The sequence below is a fragment of the Croceibacterium salegens genome, from assembly GCF_009827435.1.
In the GTDB taxonomy this organism is placed as follows: Bacteria; Pseudomonadota; Alphaproteobacteria; order Sphingomonadales; family Sphingomonadaceae; genus Croceibacterium_B; species Croceibacterium_B salegens.
Genome location: NZ_WTYM01000038.1, coordinates 38,776 through 56,584, shown reverse-complemented (window position 1 = coordinate 56,584; position 17,809 = coordinate 38,776). Strand labels below are relative to the sequence as shown.

24 protein-coding genes are annotated in these 17,809 nt (G+C 65.6%); 16 read left to right on the top strand and 8 right to left on the bottom strand.

Annotation, left to right across the window (positions count from 1 at the left end):
- Nucleotides 1-31 precede the first annotated feature (31 nt).
- Nucleotides 32-1,393: a peptide MFS transporter gene (locus GRI89_RS09440; protein ID WP_159794505.1), complete on the top strand. Its 1,362-nt coding sequence runs from the start codon at nucleotides 32-34 to the stop codon at nucleotides 1,391-1,393.
- Nucleotides 1,394-1,428: 35 nt separating this feature from the next.
- Nucleotides 1,429-3,102 carry a flavin-containing monooxygenase gene (locus GRI89_RS09435; RefSeq protein ID WP_328598187.1) on the top strand — a complete coding sequence of 558 codons (1,674 nt, stop codon included), beginning with the start codon at nucleotides 1,429-1,431 and terminating at the stop codon, nucleotides 3,100-3,102.
- On the opposite strand, the gene GRI89_RS09430 is transcribed toward GRI89_RS09435, so the two are convergent.
- Both GRI89_RS09430 and GRI89_RS09425 read right to left on the bottom strand, forming a co-directional pair.
- Nucleotides 3,078-3,707 (bottom strand): LuxR C-terminal-related transcriptional regulator, encoded by a 630-nt coding sequence (locus tag GRI89_RS09430; RefSeq protein WP_159794503.1) that lies wholly within the window; start codon nucleotides 3,705-3,707, stop codon nucleotides 3,078-3,080. The two genes, GRI89_RS09435 and GRI89_RS09430, sit on opposite strands and share 25 nt — an antisense overlap.
- 50 nt (nucleotides 3,708-3,757) lie before the next feature.
- The gene (locus tag GRI89_RS09425) at nucleotides 3,758-4,003 is read right to left on the bottom strand and encodes a GlsB/YeaQ/YmgE family stress response membrane protein (protein WP_159794501.1); all 246 of its coding nucleotides are present in this window, start codon (nucleotides 4,001-4,003) and stop codon (nucleotides 3,758-3,760) included.
- 94 nt (nucleotides 4,004-4,097) lie between these two features.
- Between GRI89_RS09425 and GRI89_RS09420 the strand changes: the two genes are divergently transcribed.
- From GRI89_RS09420 to GRI89_RS09400, 5 genes are all read left to right on the top strand, one after another.
- Complete coding sequence (locus tag GRI89_RS09420) at nucleotides 4,098-4,691, top strand: hypothetical protein (protein WP_159794499.1); 594 nt, start codon at nucleotides 4,098-4,100, stop codon at nucleotides 4,689-4,691.
- A gap of 599 nt (nucleotides 4,692-5,290) precedes the next feature.
- Nucleotides 5,291-7,201: a ribonucleoside-diphosphate reductase subunit alpha gene (locus GRI89_RS09415; protein ID WP_407924974.1), complete on the top strand. Its 1,911-nt coding sequence runs from the start codon at nucleotides 5,291-5,293 to the stop codon at nucleotides 7,199-7,201.
- Between the two features lie 83 nt (nucleotides 7,202-7,284).
- Nucleotides 7,285-7,803 (top strand): hypothetical protein, encoded by a 519-nt coding sequence (locus GRI89_RS09410; protein WP_159794495.1) that lies wholly within the window; start codon nucleotides 7,285-7,287, stop codon nucleotides 7,801-7,803.
- Nucleotides 7,804-7,864: 61 nt separating this feature from the next.
- Entirely contained in the window at nucleotides 7,865-8,218 is a 354-nt protein-coding gene (locus GRI89_RS09405; RefSeq protein WP_159794493.1) for a hypothetical protein, read from the top strand.
- A 58-nt stretch (nucleotides 8,219-8,276) separates the two neighbouring features.
- A complete protein-coding gene (locus GRI89_RS09400; protein WP_159794491.1) occupies nucleotides 8,277-8,780 on the top strand; it encodes a hypothetical protein in 504 nt (167 codons plus the stop codon).
- Between the two features lie 12 nt (nucleotides 8,781-8,792).
- Here GRI89_RS09400 and GRI89_RS09395 read toward each other — a convergent pair whose 3' ends face one another.
- The gene (locus GRI89_RS09395) at nucleotides 8,793-9,008 is read right to left on the bottom strand and encodes a hypothetical protein (RefSeq protein ID WP_159794488.1); all 216 of its coding nucleotides are present in this window, start codon (nucleotides 9,006-9,008) and stop codon (nucleotides 8,793-8,795) included.
- Between the two features lie 247 nt (nucleotides 9,009-9,255).
- Here GRI89_RS09395 and GRI89_RS09390 point away from each other — a divergent pair, with 247 nt between their 5' ends.
- Both GRI89_RS09390 and GRI89_RS09385 read left to right on the top strand, forming a co-directional pair.
- Nucleotides 9,256-10,326, top strand: coding sequence for a ribonucleotide-diphosphate reductase subunit beta (locus GRI89_RS09390; protein ID WP_159794486.1), 1,071 nt, complete (start codon nucleotides 9,256-9,258; stop codon nucleotides 10,324-10,326).
- A gap of 3 nt (nucleotides 10,327-10,329) precedes the next feature.
- Nucleotides 10,330-10,617 carry a Panacea domain-containing protein gene (locus tag GRI89_RS09385; protein ID WP_159794484.1) on the top strand — a complete coding sequence of 96 codons (288 nt, stop codon included), beginning with the start codon at nucleotides 10,330-10,332 and terminating at the stop codon, nucleotides 10,615-10,617.
- Between the two features lie 300 nt (nucleotides 10,618-10,917).
- Here GRI89_RS09385 and GRI89_RS09380 read toward each other — a convergent pair whose 3' ends face one another.
- From GRI89_RS09380 to GRI89_RS09370, 3 genes are all read right to left on the bottom strand, one after another.
- Complete coding sequence (locus GRI89_RS09380; RefSeq protein ID WP_159794482.1) at nucleotides 10,918-11,346, bottom strand: hypothetical protein; 429 nt, start codon at nucleotides 11,344-11,346, stop codon at nucleotides 10,918-10,920.
- A 346-nt stretch (nucleotides 11,347-11,692) separates the two neighbouring features.
- Nucleotides 11,693-12,148 (bottom strand): nuclear transport factor 2 family protein, encoded by a 456-nt coding sequence (locus GRI89_RS09375; protein WP_159794480.1) that lies wholly within the window; start codon nucleotides 12,146-12,148, stop codon nucleotides 11,693-11,695.
- A gap of 155 nt (nucleotides 12,149-12,303) precedes the next feature.
- Nucleotides 12,304-12,747: a hypothetical protein gene (locus GRI89_RS09370; protein ID WP_159794478.1), complete on the bottom strand. Its 444-nt coding sequence runs from the start codon at nucleotides 12,745-12,747 to the stop codon at nucleotides 12,304-12,306.
- A 266-nt stretch (nucleotides 12,748-13,013) separates the two neighbouring features.
- On the opposite strand from GRI89_RS09370, the gene GRI89_RS09365 reads away from it, so the two are divergent.
- Nucleotides 13,014-13,268, top strand: coding sequence for a YjhX family toxin (locus GRI89_RS09365; protein ID WP_159794476.1), 255 nt, complete (start codon nucleotides 13,014-13,016; stop codon nucleotides 13,266-13,268).
- 59 nt (nucleotides 13,269-13,327) lie between these two features.
- Complete coding sequence (locus GRI89_RS17800) at nucleotides 13,328-13,474, top strand: hypothetical protein (RefSeq protein ID WP_201290902.1); 147 nt, start codon at nucleotides 13,328-13,330, stop codon at nucleotides 13,472-13,474.
- Between the two features lie 93 nt (nucleotides 13,475-13,567).
- On the opposite strand, the gene GRI89_RS09360 is transcribed toward GRI89_RS17800, so the two are convergent.
- Nucleotides 13,568-13,987, bottom strand: a complete 420-nt coding sequence (locus tag GRI89_RS09360; protein ID WP_159794474.1) for a hypothetical protein — start codon at nucleotides 13,985-13,987, stop codon at nucleotides 13,568-13,570.
- A 164-nt stretch (nucleotides 13,988-14,151) separates the two neighbouring features.
- On the opposite strand from GRI89_RS09360, the gene GRI89_RS09355 reads away from it, so the two are divergent.
- Complete coding sequence (locus tag GRI89_RS09355; RefSeq protein ID WP_328598186.1) at nucleotides 14,152-14,376, top strand: hypothetical protein; 225 nt, start codon at nucleotides 14,152-14,154, stop codon at nucleotides 14,374-14,376.
- Between the two features lie 2 nt (nucleotides 14,377-14,378).
- Here the strand turns inward: GRI89_RS09355 and GRI89_RS09350 are convergent, their stop codons facing one another.
- Nucleotides 14,379-14,531 carry a hypothetical protein gene (locus GRI89_RS09350; RefSeq protein WP_159794472.1) on the bottom strand — a complete coding sequence of 51 codons (153 nt, stop codon included), beginning with the start codon at nucleotides 14,529-14,531 and terminating at the stop codon, nucleotides 14,379-14,381.
- Between the two features lie 480 nt (nucleotides 14,532-15,011).
- Between GRI89_RS09350 and argB the strand changes: the two genes are divergently transcribed.
- The 4 genes from argB to GRI89_RS09330 are packed head-to-tail and all read left to right on the top strand — an operon-like array spanning nucleotide 15,012 to nucleotide 17,807.
- Nucleotides 15,012-15,896, top strand: coding sequence for an acetylglutamate kinase (gene argB / locus GRI89_RS09345; protein ID WP_159794549.1), 885 nt, complete (start codon nucleotides 15,012-15,014; stop codon nucleotides 15,894-15,896).
- 56 nt (nucleotides 15,897-15,952) lie between these two features.
- On the top strand, nucleotides 15,953-16,228 hold the full coding sequence (locus tag GRI89_RS09340; protein ID WP_159794470.1) for a YggT family protein: 276 nt from the start codon (nucleotides 15,953-15,955) through the stop codon (nucleotides 16,226-16,228).
- A gap of 2 nt (nucleotides 16,229-16,230) precedes the next feature.
- Complete coding sequence (gene folD / locus GRI89_RS09335; RefSeq protein ID WP_159794468.1) at nucleotides 16,231-17,121, top strand: bifunctional methylenetetrahydrofolate dehydrogenase/methenyltetrahydrofolate cyclohydrolase FolD; 891 nt, start codon at nucleotides 16,231-16,233, stop codon at nucleotides 17,119-17,121.
- Nucleotides 17,121-17,807: a Cif family virulence factor gene (locus GRI89_RS09330; RefSeq protein WP_159794466.1), complete on the top strand. Its 687-nt coding sequence runs from the start codon at nucleotides 17,121-17,123 to the stop codon at nucleotides 17,805-17,807. The genes folD and GRI89_RS09330 overlap by 1 nt, the downstream gene beginning before the upstream one ends.
- Nucleotides 17,808-17,809 lie beyond the last annotated feature (2 nt).

The following is a 17,809-nucleotide window of genomic DNA, read 5'->3' as shown; positions in this document are numbered from 1 at the left end:
TAGTCTCCGCCCAAACTGCCGGGGGGCGAGCATGAAGCCAGAGGTCGATCGGTCGCTGTTCCTGGGCCACCCCAAGGGGCTGGTATTCCTCTCCATGACCGAGGCGTGGGAGAGATTCTCGTTTTACGGCATGCGCGGGCTGCTCGTGCTCTACATGGTGCAGGAACTGCTCCTGCCCGGGAGGATCGAGAAGGTCGCCGGGATGGAAGGTTTTCGCGCCGTGGTCGAAGGCGTGTTCGGACCGCTCACCACGACCGCCTTCGCCAGCCAGACCTTCGGGCTCTACGCCGGCTTCGTCTATTTTACTCCGCTGTTCGGCGGGATCATCGCCGACCGCTGGCTTGGGGCGAAGAAGACGGTGCTGATCGGCATCGCGCTGATGACCGCCGGGCACCTGTCGATGTCGTTCGACGCCAGTTTCCTGCTCGCCCTGCTGCTGCTGGTGCTCGGGTCGGGCTGCCTCAAGGGCAATGTCGCGGCGCAGGTCGGGCACCTCTATCCGCACGACGACGAGGCGCGGCGGACGCGCGGCTTCACGATCTTCTCGACCGGCATCAACATCGGCGCGACGCTCGGGCCGCTGCTTTGCGGCCTGCTCGCGCAAGTCTACGGCTGGCACTTCGGGTTCGGGCTGGCGGCGGTGATGATGCTCCTTGCTGGAGCGGTCTACCTAGCTGGCTGGCGCCATTTCGCCGACGACCGGCCGCGCGCAATGCGTGAGGCGGGCGGGGCGGTGCAACCGGCCAACTGGCGCATGCTCGGTCTCGTGTTCCTCATCGTCGCGCTCAACCTGTTCTGGATCCTGCCCTACGACCAGGGCGCAAACGTCGGGATGATATGGGTGGCGGAAAGCGTCGACCTCTCGACCCCGTTCGGCGTCATGCCCGCGGCCTGGTTCAACTCCGAGGACCCGTTCGCCTCGATCCTCATCGCGCCGGTGCTGGTCGCTCTGTGGAGCTGGCAGGGCAAGCGCGGCACCGAGCCGCACGACACCGGCAAGATGGCGCAGGGTTCGGTGGTCATGGCGCTGTCGGTCTTAGCGCTGGCGGCGGGGGCATGGCAGGCAGGCGACGCGGGCAAGGCCTCGGTGATCTGGCCGCTCATTTCCTACTTCCTGTCCGGCGTCGCCTTCATGTTCAGCTGGCCGACGGTGCTGGCGATGGTCTCGCGCCGCGCGCCGGCGGGGGTCAACGCGATGGCGGTCGCGGCCGCCTATCTCGCGCTGTTCATTTCCGGCATCGTCGTCGGCTGGCTCGGGAGGTTCTACGAGCAGATGCCGCACTGGCAGTTCTGGCTGATCCACGCCGCGATGTGCCTTGCCGGGGCGGTCCTGCTGGCCGTGCTCGGCCCGATGCTGCGGCGAAGGATGGACGCCCTCGACGCGGAGGCCTGAGCGGTGTCATAATCGCCGGCGGAGAGGAAGCCGCGGTGGAAAGAACTGAGGTCGATGCAGTGGTGGTCGGCGCCGGGTTCGGCGGCCTCTACATGCTGCACAAGCTGCGCGGATTGGGCCTGATCGTCCGGGTCTTCGAGGCTGGGCACGATGTCGGCGGGACCTGGTACTGGAACCGCTATCCCGGCGCGCGCTGCGACGTCGAGAGCATGGAATACTCCTTCTCGTTCGACGAAGACCTCGAACAGGAATGGTCGTGGACCGAGCGCTACGCGACACAGCCGGAAATCCTCAGCTACGCGCGCCACGTGGCCGACCGGTTCGACCTGCGCCGCGACATCAGCTTCTCGACCCGCGTGACCTCAGCGACCTTCGGCGAAGCGAACGGCACCTGGCTGGTCACAACCGACAAGGGCGAGGAGGTGCGGGCGCAGTACTGCGTGATGGCGACCGGCTGCCTCTCGACCGTCAACCGCCCCGACATTCCCGGCCTCGATGGCTTCGCCGGACCGGTCTACCAGACCGGGCTGTGGCCGCACGAAGGTGTCGACTTCACCGGAAAGGCGGTGTGCGTAATCGGCACCGGGTCGAGCGCGATCCAGTCGATCCCGGTCATCGCCCGGCAGGCCGCGCAGCTCACCGTCTTCCAGCGCACCGCCAACTACGTCGCCCCGGCGCGCAACCAACCGATGAGCGAGGCGTACGAAGAACACTTCAAGGCCAACTACAAGGACCTAAGGCGCAAGCAGCTGCAGGGCTATTTCGGCGCGCTGCCCTCGGGCGAGCCGCGCATGGTGCCCTCGATGTCGGTCGGCGACGACGAGCGCGAAGCGGCCTACGAGGAAGGTTGGGAGCGCGGCGGGCTCGGACTGCTCGGCTCCTTCCCCGACCTGCTGTTCGACCGCGACGGCAACGAGACGCTGGCCGAATTCGTGCGTGGCAAGATCCGCGCCACGGTCAAGAACCCGGCCACCGCCGAACTGCTGTGCCCCGACGACCACCCGGTCGGCTCGAAACGGATGTGCATCGACACCGGCTACTTCGAAACTTTCAACCGCGACAACGTGACGCTGGTCGGTCTCAAGGCTGAGCCGATCGAGCGGATTTCAAGCGAAGGCGTGGTCACGGCGAAACAGGCCTACCCGTGCGACGCGCTGGTGCTCGCCACCGGGTTCGACGCGATGACCGGGACGCTGGCGAAGATCGCCATCACCGGGCGCGGCGGGCGGACGCTGAAAGACGAATGGGCCGACGGGCCGGTCGCCTACCTCGGGCTGATGGTCGCGGGTTTCCCCAACCTGTTCCTCGTCACCGGGCCAGGGAGCCCCTCGGTGCTGTCGAACATGCTTGTCTCGATCGAGCAGCACGTCGACTGGATCGCCGGCTGCATCGAGGCCCTGCGCGAACGCGGGGCCGGTGTCATCGAGGCCGACCCGGCGGCGCAGGAGGACTGGCTCGAACACGGCGCCGCAGTCGCCGCGCCGACGGTCTATCCCGACGGCAAGAGCTGGTACACCGGCGCCAACATCGCTGGAAAACCGCGCACCTTCATGGCCTATATCGGCGGGGTGCCGGGGTATCGGAAGATCTGCGATGCGGTGACCGCGGGCGACTATGCCGGGTTTGCCATCGACGGCGCGGAAGCCGCCCCGCTGCCCGACTTCATGGCCGTGCTGCGCACCCCTCAGCCCGCAGAAGCCGCCGCCTGAGCCATCAGGGCGAGCGGGCGCCCATCGGGATCGTTGAAGAACGCCATCCATTCCTCTGTACCGTCGGCATGGAGGTGAATCATGTGAGGTGCGGAGACGAATTCGGCCCCCCGCGCGGCCAGTTCGCCATGCGCCGCGTGGATGTCGCCGACGCGGAAGTAGAGGATCGATTCCGGCCCCGGCTGTCCTTGCTGCAGGTAGAGCCGTGTGCCACCGCAGTCGAAGAAGGCCAGTTCGCCGAAGGTGAACAGGTGCGGCAGGCCGAGCACGTCGCGATACCACGCCTCCGCTGCCGCGATGTCCGACGCCGTGCGGGCGACCTGCCCGATTGGCCCCAGCTTCGCATCACCCGCCATCGTCCGTTCCTTTCCACCCAGTGCGCTATCGCGGCGGATGCCGTCCCAGCGGCGCAGTTCGGCGCGGCTCGCCATTCCGAGCTTGCCGAGCGCGTTGGCGACGTGGAACTTGACCGCATCGAGGCTGACACCCCGCCGCTCCGCGATCTGACGGTTGGTCAGCCCGTGCCGCACGAACTCGACCACCGCCCATTCGGCCGGCGTCAGCTGGTCGTCATGCGGCGGCCTGCCACTGCGCGTTCCTGTCATTGCCGGCACTGTTTAGCGTAACGCAGGGCGAATTTCCCTACCCGGCGCCGTCAGAGGTGGAAGCCGAGTGCCCTGCCAATGAAGATCAATGCCATCGCCCCGAGCACGCTGGCGAGGCACCCCGCGCGCTGGAAGTCGCGGCGGCCGCGGCTGGCGAGCAGGCCGGCGATAAGCGAACCGCCGATGCCGAGCGCGATCGTCTCGATCCAGTCCATCGCCACGACGCCGGGATAGAACCAGCGCGCCAGTGCGCCTACGAAGAGACCTGCGAAAATTGCGGAGACGACATTGATCATCTGCTGCTCCCCCGACCAGACGGCGCGACCTTATCGTCGGCCTGCGCCGGCGCAAGCAAAAGGACCTGCCCGGCCGGTCGCGCATTGTGGGGGTGTGGTTCGCGTCTCGATCGCCTTCGTGCTCGCCGCGCTCATCGCCGCCTGTTCGCGCGGCGAGGAACAGGCAGCGCCAGGGCCCGACGCCACCGATACGCCAGGTCCGGCGCTGGTGGCCGACGAGGTTTCAGGCACGGAGGGGAGCCGCGCGTGGCGCTACACTTCTGTCGCCGATTGCCAGGTGGTGCGCGAGGAAAACGAGGAATTGCCAGAAGTCGAGATGCGTTGTGACGGGCCCGCAGGTTACTCGTTGCGCGTCAACGACTCCGACGAGCGCATCGAACTTTCGATCATCGATCCCGACGGTTCGGAATCGCCTCTCGGGCTCACGCGAATCGGTGGGGGCGGATTCAGCTCGATCGGTGACACCGCCGAGTGGCGCGGGCCGGTCGGCGATCCGTTCGGTCCCGACGCGCTGATCGTTCGCTACGATGTCGCCGAGCAACCCTACCCCGGGCCCGAGACGTCCTACCTGCTGGCGATTCGCCTCGGGCCCCAGCCGTGCGTCGTTTCGAAGATTGCGCCGGGTCCGGCCCAGAATGCGATCGCGCGGCGCCGGGCCGACGATCCGGGAGCCTGCCTGGCGGACTGATTGTTGCGCCGAGCGGGGCCGCCGGATTCCAATATTCCGGCCACGGATTCGATTGATTCAAAGCCGGCCGGGGACAAAAAAAATTTTGGAGAACTCATTTTGACTCTTGCGCCTCGCGCGAGCCCAGCTTTCCCCGCGCGTCGCACTGTATGACGGATGCAAGACACCTGCCGGCGGGCCGGGAAAAGCCCGTCAATCAATGCTTAACCCTCTTGAACCGGATTCGGCATTGAATCACTATGGCTAGTGGTTCGATTGCGGGGCACACCCACAAGACCTAGATTCCGCAGGTGCAGCCAAACGGTGCGCACAGAGGGCGGATTCGGGTCTGCGGAAGGGCCTTGCAAGCGCGACTGGGGACAGGCGGGGGATAAGTTTTTGTCCGCTTTTCGGCTCGGATTGCTAGGGTAGGGTTTCGCTCTCGCGATTCGAACATACATGGAACATCGCGCTCCGCCGGGAGTCGCGGTTTAGGTGGCATCGGGGGACTGCGAGCAATGGAATTTCGAAACGGGGATGACGCGGCAATGAGTCTTGGCGAGCTGGAACTCGAATCAACGGAAAAGGTCGCCAGGCAATCCCCGAACAAGGCGGTGAACATGGAAAAGAAGGACGCCGGAAGCGATTCGCTGGTGATCGAGCAGGCCGCGGCGGAAGCCATGGCCGAAGCCGCCAAGGCGATGGCCGCGCCAGTCGACGATTCGAAGTCGGTCCGGCCGCGCCGTTTCGCCGTCGTGACTGATTCCTCGCGTGACGAGCTGCTGACCGATTTCGGCAAGGAAACCCTTACCGACCGCTACCTGCTGCCCGGCGAAGACTACCAGGACCTGTTCGCCCGCGTCGCCGACGCCTATGCCGACGACGCCGAGCACGCACAGCGGCTCTACGACTACATCTCGAAGCTGTGGTTCATGCCTGCCACCCCGGTGCTGTCGAACGGCGGCACGGGACGCGGCCTGCCGATCAGCTGCTACCTCAACTCGGTGTCCGACAGCCTCGAGGGCATCGTCGGGACGTGGAACGAGAACGTCTGGCTGGCCAGCCGCGGCGGCGGCATCGGCACTTATTGGGGCCAGGTCCGCGGTATCGGCGAGCCGGTCGGCCTCAACGGCAAGACCAGCGGCATCATTCCGTTCGTGCGGGTCATGGACTCGCTCACGCTGGCGATTTCGCAGGGCTCGCTGCGGCGCGGCTCGGCGGCCTGCTACCTCGACGTCTCGCACCCCGAGATCGAAGAGTTCCTCGAGATCCGCAAGCCGTCGGGCGACTTCAACCGCAAGGCCCTCAACCTGCACCACGGCGTGCTGCTGACCGACGAGTTCATGGAAGCGGTCCGCGCCGGGGAGAAGTTCGCGCTCAAGAGCCCGAAGGACGGCAGCGTGCGCGGCGAGGTCGATGCCCGCAGCCTGTTCCAGAAGCTGGTCGAAACCCGCCTCGCCACCGGCGAGCCCTACATCGTCTTCTCCGATACGGTGAACCGGATGATGCCGGCGCACCACCGCGAGCTCGGCCTCAAGGTCTCGACCTCGAACCTGTGCTCGGAAATCACCCTGCCGACCGGCGTCGACCACCTCGGCAACGATCGCACGGCGGTGTGCTGCCTCAGCTCGCTCAACCTCGAGACCTGGGACCAGTGGAACACCGACAAGCAGTTCATCGAGGACGTCATGCGCTTCCTCGACAACGTGCTGCAGGACTACATCGACCGCGCGCCCGAAGAGATGGCGCGGGCCAAGTACTCTGCCATGCGCGAGCGCAGCGTCGGCATGGGCGTAATGGGCTTCCACTCGTTCCTGCAGTCCAAGGGCATCGGCTTCGAAAGCCCGATGGCTAAGGTCTGGAACCTGAAGATGTTCAAGCACATCAACGCCAAGGCCAACGAGGCATCGATGATGCTGGCAGAAGAGCGCGGCGCCTGCCCGGATGCCGAGGACATAGGCGCGATGGAGCGTTTCAGCTGCAAGATGGCGATCGCCCCGACCGCGTCGATCAGCATCATCTGCGGCGGCACCAGTGCCTGCATCGAGCCGATCCCGGCCAACATCTACACCCACAAGACCCTGTCGGGCAGCTTCGTGGTCAAGAACCCGTACCTCGAAAAGCTCCTGCGAGAGAAGAGCAAGGATTCGACCGCGGTGTGGAACTCGATCCTCGAGAAGGGCGGGTCGGTCCAGCACCTCGACTTCCTCTCGCCGGAAGAAAAGGCCGCGTTCAAGACCAGCTTCGAGATCGACCAGCGCTGGCTGCTCGAATTCGCCGCCGACCGCGCGCCGTTCATCGACCAGGCGCAAAGCCTCAACCTCTTCATCCCGGCCGACGTCGACAAGTGGGACCTGATGATGCTGCACTTCCAGGCCTGGGAGAAGGGCATCAAGTCGCTCTACTACCTGCGCTCGAAGTCGGTGCAGCGCGCCGGGTTCGCCGGCGGGGTCGAGGCCGACAACACCGCCGAGGCGGCGAAGTACGAACTGCCGACCACCGACTACGACGAGTGCCTCGCCTGCCAGTAACCGCGCAGGAACCCCGAGGTATTTGCCCTGCGGCCAAGCTGGCGTATGTTCGCTCCCGAGAACTCTGCATCGGGAGAGGCATGATGGCTCTTAGACTTGGAATTCCGGTACTTGCCGCGGCCGCCGCGGCGGCGCTGGTGGCGGGCCCGACACAGGCCCGCACCGTCGGTAGCTGGGAGGTCGGGCGCACCGCCCCCGACGCCTGCATGATGAGCGCGATCTTCGGCTCGGGCGAAAGCACCGTTACGCTGGCGCTGCTGTGGCACGCCAGCGAAGGCCGGCTCGAAATGCTCGCCGCGGGCCGGGGCTGGAAGGACCTGCGCGCCCGCGAAGGCGATACCGCATCGCTCGAATTCAACTTCGACGGCCAGGTGCAGTATTCGCAGTGGCTCAGCGAGCGGGCGACGTTTTCCAGCATGGGCGTCGGCGTCGATGGCATCGTCGGCGACTGGGGCACCGAGCACAGCGGTGACCTTGCCAAGGCAGTGACCGGCTCGAAGAACGTCAACGTGAAGATCGGCAACACCGACCTTGGCGCGTTCGACCTTTCCGGCGCGGATGCCGCCTATCGCGAACTCCTGCGCTGCGGAGAGAGTGCCTGACAAGCGGCTGAGCTGCACCGCAAATTCGCCGGCGGTGGCAAATTCTTAACCAATGCCACCTATGCCTGCGCCTATGGGCGTACCAGTCATCCGCGCGAACAAGTACCACGGCACCGCCGACCTCGGCCTGTCGCGGTACATTGTCATGTACATCACCCAGCTCGGGTGGATCCTTCTCGGCGTCTACCTGCTGAGGAACGCCTACTGGCCCTCAACCTGCACGCCGAAGGGCATTTTCGAGGTCTACACCTGCTCGATGCGCCTGCCGGAAACCCGCAAGTGGGTCGAGGCCGCGCTGCTGACCTGGCTGTGGTCGACCCCGATCCTCGTCGCGCTCGACGTCAGCCGCCGCTACCGCGCCTGGGCCGAAAAGCGGACCGACAAGGCCCCGCCGATCAAGCAGCGCAAGAACTAGTTTCTGCCTTTAGCGCAGGGGCTTGCCTCCGCGAAAATCCGAAATAGGCTGCCGTCCGATGCCGGACTGGTACCTGCAACTGCCGATCATCGGCCACTGGCCTGCCTGGCTGACCGGGGGTGCCGCCGGCGTCGTCCTCGCTTTCATGTTCTCGTGGGACAAACTCGCCGACGTCTTCGTGCGCAGTTTTTCCGGCGGCGAACCGCTCCACACGGCCAATCCGCCGGACCGTGCGCTGCTGAGTGAGGATCCGGATCGCGGTACCATCAGCGAATGGCTGCGTTCCTTCCTGTCGAACGCGGTGAGGATGGCTGCAATCTTCGCAGTGTTGGGATGGGCACTGGCGGGCGGTAGTGACTACTTGAACAACGTCGAACTCGCGGGCGCGGCTGTCGCGTTGGTGGCAGCCTACAAGGTCTACGTCGATCAAGGTCGGCACGGCTCGATGGTTGGCGAGCCGGAATTCGACAAGTCTCTGGCGGATTCCGATTCGAGTCCGGCGGCAGTGCTGTTCTTCGCCGCAATCGGCGTTGTGCTTCCCCTGCTCCTTTGGCTCTTCTGACCCGTCCCGCCACTATTGCGGCGGCATACGCTCCTTCTTCACCGCCTCGTCGCCGCTCTCTTCGGAATAGCCCTCCTGCTTCACGCCGGTCGCGTCGCGTGCTGTGGGCTTGCCCTTTTCGCCGCCGGCGTGGGCTTCCTTGAGGCCGTCGGGCGGCGGCGGCGCGGGCTCTTCGCGCTTCCTGATCTGGGCGCCCTGTTGCTGTTGTTGCGGTAGGTGATGCCACATCGGGCCGAACTCCTTCGAACCCCTGAACCGCCATCGCCTGCACCCGGTTCCGCGCTTTGCGACGAACGCCCCTGCCCATGCGCCCGTTATCCCCAATCGCGAGCCGGGCCGCGCTTCGCCTCGCGCCCGCGCGGGCATAGCGTGCAAAGCTTGAGTCGCGCGGAAACACGCCAGGTTTCCGCAGCCGATTCCCTAATGCCGCTCCCATCGCTATATATGGGGGTGCGACGCGAACCGGAGATACCAGATGCCGCTGCTTGAAGCCCGCAAGACCTACAAGCCCTTTGAATACCCTTGGGCTTTCGAGTTCTGGAAGCGGCAACAGCAGATCCACTGGATGCCCGAGGAAGTCCCGCTGGGCGAGGACTGCCGCGACTGGGCGCAGAAGCTGTCCGATCACGAGCGCAACCTGCTCACGCAGATCTTTCGCTTCTTCACCCAGGCCGACGTCGAGGTGCAGGATTGCTACCACGAAAAGTACGGCCGCGTGTTCAAGCCGACCGAGATCAAGATGATGCTCGCCGCCTTCTCCAACATGGAGACGGTGCACATCGCCGCCTACAGCCACCTGCTCGACACGATCGGCATGCCCGAAAGCGAATACGGCATGTTCCTCGAATATGCCGAGATGAAGGACAAGCACGACTACCTGCAGCAGTTCGGCGTCGACACCGACGAGGACATCGCCCGCACGCTCGCCGCGTTCGGCGGCTTCACCGAAGGGCTTCAGCTCTTCGCCAGCTTCGCCATGCTGATGAACTTCCCGCGCTTCAACAAGATGAAGGGCATGGGCCAGATCGTCAGCTGGTCGGTGCGCGACGAGAGCCTGCACTGCGAAGGCATCACCCGCCTGTTCCACGCCTTCTGCAAGGAACGCGACTGCCTGACCAAGGCGGTCAAGGAAGACATCATCGACATCTGCCAGAAGACCGTGCGGCTGGAAGACAACTTCATCGACCTCGCCTTCGAGGCCGGCCCGGTGCCGGGCATGACGGCGAAGGAGATCAAGAAGTACATCCGCTACATCGCCGACTGGCGGCTCGGCCAGCTCGGCCTGCCGGCGATCTACATGGTCGACGACCACCCCCTCCCATGGCTCGCCCCGCTGCTCAACGGCGTGGAGCACGCCAACTTCTTCGAAACCCGTGCCACCGAATACTCGAAGGCCGCGACCAAGGGGAACTGGAACGACGTCTGGTCGACCTTCGACAAGCGCCAGAAAGCCAGGGCCGCGAACGAGGAAGAAGCCGAGGACGACGGCCCGGGGTTGTTCGGGGATGATGCTGCGGGTGGTGCTGGGAGTGTGGCGGCGGAGTGAGGGATGTCTGAAGCTTCGGTGCCCCCTTATGATGCTCGGGAGGTCAGCAATCACATAATAAAGCTGGCGATAAACTCCCGGCTTGAGTTGACTCAGATGAGCCTGCTCAAGATCGTCTTTTTTGCTCACGGATGGTACTTGGTTTCAAAGGGTGCCCCACTTATTCGTCAGCCTGTTGAGGCTTGGGAATATTGGCCAGTTGTCAAAGTGGTACGTGACGCATTTAAGGAGTTTGGAAAGAAGCCGATAAACAAGTTTGCAGAGAGGGGGAGCACATCCTCTCGCGATTGAGTACATAGACGCAGCGTCGCTCTTGATCTGGAATCACTAGTCCTATCGCCAATAGTCCCGCCGCTCCGAGCCGTCGAACCGGCCGGAGGTGAGGCTGCACTTCCTGAAATCTCTTTCCTGAGCCGCGCTCTCCTTGTTGGCGTCCTCAAGCGCCGGGCGCCGGGCATCCGCCCGGCTTGGCTTCCGCGCAAAGGCGCGGCGGCCGTTCGGCCTTCCGGTCCGCTGGTCGCGGACCGTGCTTCGCTCAATTCGACCGGAATGGCGCCGCGGTCCATTCGGCGCGCGCTCGGGAGATGGAATTCAGACCCACCATGTCCGCGGATTGGGCATCGGCAGGGCGCGCTGGGCGTTGATCAGGGCGAAGGCGCAGCGCACCAGCAGGAGCAAGACCAGCAGCAGCCCGACCCCGAAGCAGGCGACCATGCCCGCCAGCAAGCGCCAGTCGTCGCTATCCGGATCGGGCACGCCGAAGATCATCGCGAAGAAGCCAGCGATGCAGGCGGACAGGCCGAACGCCGCCATCCAGAAGGTGCGGATATGGAAATCGTAGTGCGAGCGCTCCCAGCTTTCCTCGCTCTCGGTGCGGCGGAATACATAGGCCAGGATCACCCCGACGATCGCCGTCACCCCGGCGAACCAGGTCATCAGGTAGAACAGGCACACGATCGTCGGCGGGTTGAGCTGGAAGGTCCAGTCCTTGCGCCTTGCTTCGTCGTTGCTCTCGTCCATGCGTACCCCCCTTCGATCCCGGCTACGGCCTCCGCACCCGAATGGAAAGCACCTGCACGGGGCCACGCGCCAGCTCACCGCCAATAATCTCTCCGCCCCGCGCCGTCGAACCGGCCGGAGGCGAGGGAGAGGATTTGTTGATCCGTAGGGGGGGCTGGCCCACCCCCGGCCCCTCCCGCACGCGGGAGGGGAGAAGAAGCCCACCCCCAGCCCCTCCCGCAGGCGGGAGGGGAGTTCGGCCGCAATGGTTCCCCTCCCGCTTACGGGAGGGGTTAGGGGTGGGCCCTTTGTCAATGTAGAATCATGCGCACCGCCATGACCGCGAACTGCCAGCGGAAGCGGCCGCCTAGCCGGGCTCGGCCTCGCTCGCCATGTCGGGTTCAAGCTGCACACCGGCCCCGACCGCGGCGAGTTCGCCGGCCAGCTTGGCGGTGTCGACGAACTCGGTCAGGTCGCTGATCCGGCCGTCCTCGGCGAAGGTCCACAGGTTGAAGATCTGCGTGGTGAAGGCCTCGCGGCCGGGGAACCGCACGTCGCAATTCCAGATCGCGGCGACGCGGTTGCCGTCGACGAGGGTGGTCACGTTCTCGACCCCGGTCATGTCGACGGTGCTGTCGAGCGAGCTTATGGCTTCGTGGAACGGCATCGCCCCGCTGGTCGCAAAGGCGCCTTCCATCGCGCCCTCGCCGGCAAAGCGGAACGTCGCACCGTCGGCCATCAGGGCCAGCATTCCCGGCACGTCGCGCTTCTTCCTCGCAGCGTAGATCGCGTCGATCGTCTGGAGCATCCGGGCCTTGTCCATGGCGCATCCCCTGTCCTGTCGAGGTCGCGACTCCCATAGCACATTCGGGCGCTTCCGGCACCGTCGCCAAGGCAATTCGCGCGGCTGGCCGACTGCGCGACACCATCATGCCGTCCGACCACGCTTCCGGTGCAAGGCGGAACGACCTTTTGCGGTTAGCTTGCGGCCTGGTCGGTGTCGAAATGGAAGGAGTTGGTCTGCACCCACTCGTGCTCCATCCGCGCCTCGGCCATCGTCATCTTGCGATTGGCTTCCTCGAGGGTGTCGAGGTTTGCACCGCGAGCGCGCATCAGGGCGAAGTCCCGCCCCAGCTCGCGCATGCGGTTGCGGCGGCGGTAGTGCCAATTGGCCTTCTCGACCAGCCGCAGCTGCCCGGCCACCGTGGCCGCCAATGCCGGCAGCAGCGCCACCGTGCCGATCACCGCCTTGTCGAATTCGCCCCACAGCGCCAGCCCGCCCGCGAGGATGCTGCCGGCGACCGACAGCACCATCAGCAGGTAGGAAAAGAAGTAATAGCGCCTTCCATGCAGCGTCGACTTGTTCGCAACGGAATTACACTCCGAAACGAGTGAATTAAGCGCTTCATCAGCAGTATCCATGACGCGATGCTCCCCTGCTATCCCGCAGGGCTAGACCTGCCGCAAACCGTGTGCCGACGGAAGCAGGATTCGCAAACGGCCATGCCGACTCTTCCCCTGCCGCCTCTCTTCCGCTACCGGCCTGCCCCAGGAATTTATGTCAGGAATTGTGATCCGCTGACGGACGCCGCCGGGTAAGCCGGCGGGATGTCCAGATCGCCGGGGGGGCGAGGCCCTTCCGCAAGAGCGCCGTCGCGCGCTCATCCAGCGAATACGGATCACACCCAATGAACATTTCGAAACCGGAGCAACGGACGCTCCACGCCCTCGCGCAGGGTGGGCATATTGCGGTCCTCAAGGACCACACCAAGTTCCTCGACGCCGAGTGCTATACCCGCGACGGCTATCGCCTCGTCGACTGCCGGCTTGCGACCTTCAAGCGCCTCAAGAAGCGCGGGTTCATCATGAGCATGGACGGCCAGCCCTACCGCATCACCCGTGCCGGGCTGGCGGCGGTGCGTGCGCAACTGGACAATCGGTAAAATGGGAACCCGCATCGGGCTTCCCGCGTCGGGTGAGTGGCAGACAAGGAGAGGACATCATGCAAGCCACCACCCGCGCCGACCGCGAGCGCGAACTCGAAACGCTGCTCGCCGAGATCAAGGCGCATCCCGAACGGGACATGACCGCCGAGCGGGAACGTGCCGCGGTGCTCCAGCGTACGCTCGCCTCGGGGCAGGACGCCTGAGCGCATCGGACGCAAAGAGGGCGGCAGTTGCCTGCCACCCTCGGGGTCCGCGGTCGCCCAGGGAGGTCTGCGCCGCGGAAGCCCTGGTGCCGGTCAGTTGCCGGCGTGTGCCCCCGCTTGTGCTTCGGCCGAGACGTGGGTGCCCGGCGCCTCTGCGCTGGCCCCGGCGTCTGTGCTGCCGCCGGCGTGGACGTGGGTAGCTTCGGCCTTCGCTTCGCCGCTGCGCACGGCGCTCTCGGCCTTTGCGGTCTTGTCGGCGGCTTCGGCGCTGGCCGTGTCGGAGGCCTGCTCGGCGGTCGTGGTCACGCGCTGCTGGGTCTGTTCCACGGTCGGGCGAGCATCGGGCAACTGGGCCTCGACGGAGCCTTGCGCGCCGGCGGCTCCTTCAACCGAGGTGGCCTGTCCGATAGCGCCTTCGGCCTGCCCGCCGAGGGCGCCCGCAAGCTGCGCGTCGGCGGCCGTGGCCGTGGCGCCGAGGGCGAGGGCGATTGCGGCGGTGTAAAACGTTTTCATGATCTTGGGTCCTTGCTCCCGATTTGGGACCCCTTGGACGCGCAAGGGAGCACTTCGGCTCCCGAGGATGCGCCGGATCGCCTCGCCGCAGGGACGATCCGTGACCGTTCATCAAGGGTTTAGCTGGCGTTCAGGAAACCCGGGTCGCGAACCCGGCCTTAACCGTGTGGCGCTATGCTCGCGCCATGTTCAACAAGTACCAGAACGTGTTTCGCAGCCGCTGGAAGGCGCTCTGGTGGGCGGCCGGGGTTTGTCTGACAGCCTACTGCACGGTGCCCTCGCAGGAGACGACCGACGCGCAGGTCGCGGCAGCGCATCCCAAGCACGTCAATCCCTGGGCGCTCGACGAGAGCAAGCAGGGCAACCGGTCGGGCGGTTCAGGCGGTTAGTATCAGGCGCGCGGTTCGTTGCGGCGGTCGCTGCCCGAACGGCGTTCGGCGCGGCGGCGCTCGGGGTGCGCAATCTGCACCTTCAGGACCCTGCGGTCGGTGCCGGAGCGACGGCCGCAGCAGTCGTCTTCGAAGCGATCGTTCGTGTTGGCCATGGCGGCCTCCCGGTCCCGTCCTGCGGTGCGCGCCCGTGTGGCGCGCTGGCCGGCGGACAGGTTCTGATGCCGGAAATAGCGGGACTTGGTTGTCAACGCGTTAACGATTGCGCGCCGGCCGGGGGTTTGCCGGGATGGGCATTTGGGGCGGCGACGCTGCCGCCGCCCCGTGCGACCCTCGAAACCGGCCACGGTGAGGGGGAAGGAGGTCCAGGCCGGTTCGGGAAGGCTCCGTCAGGTGCTCTCCCACCCAAGACGCCGCTGGCGCAATCCGGCTCCCGGCCATGCGGCGGGCCGCGCCGCCGAAGCGCCGACCCGAAGTGAGCTCATCAGGCGCCGGCGCATCAGGAAGCAGTCTCTTTGGGGCGTTATTCGGGTCGAATACTTGTGCTAGGCAGGCCGGGACCGAGCGGCTAAAGCCGCGCCCCACGAAACCGAGGGTTGCCGGGAAGGATTTCTAGCGTGAGCCAGGACAAGCAGATGCTCGCCAAGGCCGAGACGCTGATTGAGGCGCTGCCCTATTTCCAGCGCTATGCCGGCTGCACCTTCGTGGTGAAGTACGGCGGCCACGCGATGGGCGATCCCGAGGCGGCGCAGGATTTCGCACAGGACATCGTGCTGTTGAAGGCGGTCGGCATCAACCCGGTGGTGGTGCACGGCGGCGGACCACAGATTGGCGCAATGCTCAAGAAGATGGGGGTGGAGAGCACCTTCGTCGACGGTCTGAGGGTGACCGACAAGCAGACCGCGGAAGTTGCGGAGATGGTCCTGTCGGGGGCGATAAACAAGGAAATCGTCGGCTGGCTGGCGCAGTCGGGCGGCAAGGCGCTGGGCATTTCGGGCAAGGACGCCGGGCTGGTCACCGCCAGCAAGGTGACCCGTACCTCCAAGGACCCGGACAGCAATATCGAAAAGGTCGTCGACCTGGGCTTCGTCGGAGAGCCGCAGACGATCGACACGACGATCCTCGAAACCGCCAGCAAGGCCGGGATGATTCCGGTCGTCGCCCCGATCGCCGCGGGCGCGGACGGTCACACCTACAACATCAACGCCGACACCATGGCCGGCGCCATCGCCGCGGCACTCGGCGCGGCGCGGCTGTTCCTGCTGACCGACGTGACCGGTGTGCTCGACAAGCAGGGCAACCTGCTCACCGACCTGACCCCGGCCGACATCGAGAAGCTCAAGGCCGACGGTACGATCAGCGGCGGCATGATACCCAAGCTGGAGACCTGCATCCACGCGGTCGAGGGCGGCTGCGAGGCGGCGGTGGTGCTCGACGGGCGGGTCGGCCACGCCATGCTTCTGGAGTTCTTCACCAGTCGCGGCGCCGGTACCCTGATCCGCAAGGGCGCTAACGCTTGAAGCCTGCCACTGTCTTAGTCTAACGATACACCGGTAATTCTACCGAAAGGCCCCCGATGTACGCGCTTATCCAGATCATCGCCCTCCTGACGAACATCGTCGTCATGCTGGTGATCGTTCAATTCATCATCGGCTTGCTGTTTGCCTTCAACGTGGTCAATTCCTCGAACCAGTTCCTCGTCCAGGTCTATCGCTCCATCAACTCGTTGCTTGAGCCGGTGCTCGGACCGATCCGGCGGATCATGCCGGAAACCGGCGCCATCGACTTCTCTCCGCTGGTGCTCGTCGTCGGCCTGCAGATCCTGATGATCCTGCTGCAGGGAATCGCCTAACGATGAGCGCCGCGCTGATCGACGGGAAGGCCTTCGCTGCGGGCCTGCGCGACACGGTCGGCACTTACGCTGCTGCATTCGAAGCGAAGGCCGGCCGCAAGGCCGGCCTCGCCGTGGTGCTGGTCGGCGAAGACCCGGCGAGCGAGATCTACGTCCGCTCCAAAGGCAAGGCGACCGAGGCGGCGGGGATGAATTCCTGGGAATACCGCTTGCCCGCCGACGCCAGCGAAGCGACGCTGCTCGCCAAGGTCGTGGAGCTCAACGCCGATCCGGCGGTCGACGGCATCCTCGTCCAGTTGCCGCTGCCCAGGGGTCTCGACGACCAGAAGGTGATCGATACCATCGATCCCGACAAGGACGTCGACGGCTTCCACATCGTCAACGCCGGGCGCCTCGCCGTGGGGCAGGACGGCTTCGTGCCATGCACGCCGTTGGGTTGCGTCATGCTGCTCAAGGATACGCTCGGCGACATGAGCGGGCTCGAGGCTGTGGTGATCGGCCGTTCGAACATCGTCGGCCGGCCGATGGCGCGCCTGCTCGCCGACGAGAACTGCACGGTGACCGTCGCGCACAGCCGCACCCGCGACCTGCCCGAAGTCGTTCACCGCGCCGACATCGTCGTCGCGGCGGTGGGACAGCCGGAGATGGTCAAGGGCGACTGGATAAAGCCGGGCGCGACGGTGATCGACGTCGGCATAAACCGCGTCGGCGCGGTCGGCGAGGTCAAGCGGCTGGTCGGCGACGTCGAGTTTTCATCGGCCAGCAAGGTCGCCGGGGCCATTACCCCGGTGCCGGGCGGTGTCGGGCCGATGACCATCGCCGTGCTGCTCCGGAACACGCTCGTCTCGGCCTATCGCCGCGAGGGCATCGAATTGCCGAAGGATGCCCTGTGATGCGTAGAATCGCCGCCCTCGCCCTGCTCGCCGGCGCCTGCGCCTGCATCGGCGCACCGGCCTGGTGCGGGTCGGGCGGCAGGTCCCGCGACCTGCGGCCGGTCGCCAATCCCAGCGAAGTCATCGCTACCGAACTCGCCTTCGCCCGCTTGGCGCAGGAAAAGGGCCAGTGGGCTGCGTTTCGCGAATATGCCGACAAGGACGCGCAGATGTTCGTTCCTCAGCCTGTCGAAGCCAACAATTGGCTCAAGAGCCAGGAAGAGCCGGCGCAGGCCGTCACCTGGCAGCCCCATGCCGTGTGGTCGAGCTGTGACGGCGAGTACGCGATCACTGAAGGCGCGTGGCAAAGGCCGAGCGGCACCGGCTGGTTCAGCACGGTGTGGAAGCGGCAACGGAACGGCGAATACAAGTGGGTGCTCGACCAGGGCGGCAACGGCGACGCTCCGATCCCGGCGGGCGAATTCATCAAGGCCGAAGTGGGAAGCTGCGAGAACAAGGACGCGATAACGGCGCCCACGCTTTCGGTTCCGACCGGCGACACCAAGATGATCTACGGCGAGTCCACCGACAAGACCTTGCGCTGGATCACCCGCGTCGAGGCCGACGGAAGCCGCTACTATGCCTTCGAATACTGGGACGGCCAGCAGATGCAGCGGCCGATCGCGGAAAACGTCCCGGCAGAATAGGG

Coding starts and splice junctions, on each gene's coding strand:
- GRI89_RS09340 (WP_159794470.1), top strand. CDS start 15,953: ATGTACGCGCTTATCCAGATCATCGCCCTCCTGACGAACATCGTCGTC.
- folD (WP_159794468.1), top strand. CDS start 16,231: ATGAGCGCCGCGCTGATCGACGGGAAGGCCTTCGCTGCGGGCCTGCGC.
- argB (WP_159794549.1), top strand. CDS start 15,012: ATGCTCGCCAAGGCCGAGACGCTGATTGAGGCGCTGCCCTATTTCCAG.
- GRI89_RS09405 (WP_159794493.1), top strand. CDS start 7,865: ATGCCTGCGCCTATGGGCGTACCAGTCATCCGCGCGAACAAGTACCAC.
- GRI89_RS09425 (WP_159794501.1), bottom strand. CDS start 4,003: ATGATCAATGTCGTCTCCGCAATTTTCGCAGGTCTCTTCGTAGGCGCA.
- GRI89_RS09330 (WP_159794466.1), top strand. CDS start 17,121: ATGCGTAGAATCGCCGCCCTCGCCCTGCTCGCCGGCGCCTGCGCCTGC.
- GRI89_RS09440 (WP_159794505.1), top strand. CDS start 32: ATGAAGCCAGAGGTCGATCGGTCGCTGTTCCTGGGCCACCCCAAGGGG.
- GRI89_RS17800 (WP_201290902.1), top strand. CDS start 13,328: ATGCAAGCCACCACCCGCGCCGACCGCGAGCGCGAACTCGAAACGCTG.
- GRI89_RS09410 (WP_159794495.1), top strand. CDS start 7,285: ATGGCTCTTAGACTTGGAATTCCGGTACTTGCCGCGGCCGCCGCGGCG.
- GRI89_RS09385 (WP_159794484.1), top strand. CDS start 10,330: ATGTCTGAAGCTTCGGTGCCCCCTTATGATGCTCGGGAGGTCAGCAAT.
- GRI89_RS09380 (WP_159794482.1), bottom strand. CDS start 11,346: ATGGACGAGAGCAACGACGAAGCAAGGCGCAAGGACTGGACCTTCCAG.
- GRI89_RS09390 (WP_159794486.1), top strand. CDS start 9,256: ATGCCGCTGCTTGAAGCCCGCAAGACCTACAAGCCCTTTGAATACCCT.
- GRI89_RS09370 (WP_159794478.1), bottom strand. CDS start 12,747: ATGGATACTGCTGATGAAGCGCTTAATTCACTCGTTTCGGAGTGTAAT.
- GRI89_RS09430 (WP_159794503.1), bottom strand. CDS start 3,707: ATGACAGGAACGCGCAGTGGCAGGCCGCCGCATGACGACCAGCTGACG.
- GRI89_RS09415 (WP_407924974.1), top strand. CDS start 5,291: ATGGAAAAGAAGGACGCCGGAAGCGATTCGCTGGTGATCGAGCAGGCC.
- GRI89_RS09360 (WP_159794474.1), bottom strand. CDS start 13,987: ATGAAAACGTTTTACACCGCCGCAATCGCCCTCGCCCTCGGCGCCACG.
- GRI89_RS09350 (WP_159794472.1), bottom strand. CDS start 14,531: ATGGCCAACACGAACGATCGCTTCGAAGACGACTGCTGCGGCCGTCGC.
- GRI89_RS09395 (WP_159794488.1), bottom strand. CDS start 9,008: ATGTGGCATCACCTACCGCAACAACAGCAACAGGGCGCCCAGATCAGG.
- GRI89_RS09400 (WP_159794491.1), top strand. CDS start 8,277: ATGCCGGACTGGTACCTGCAACTGCCGATCATCGGCCACTGGCCTGCC.
- GRI89_RS09375 (WP_159794480.1), bottom strand. CDS start 12,148: ATGGACAAGGCCCGGATGCTCCAGACGATCGACGCGATCTACGCTGCG.
- GRI89_RS09365 (WP_159794476.1), top strand. CDS start 13,014: ATGAACATTTCGAAACCGGAGCAACGGACGCTCCACGCCCTCGCGCAG.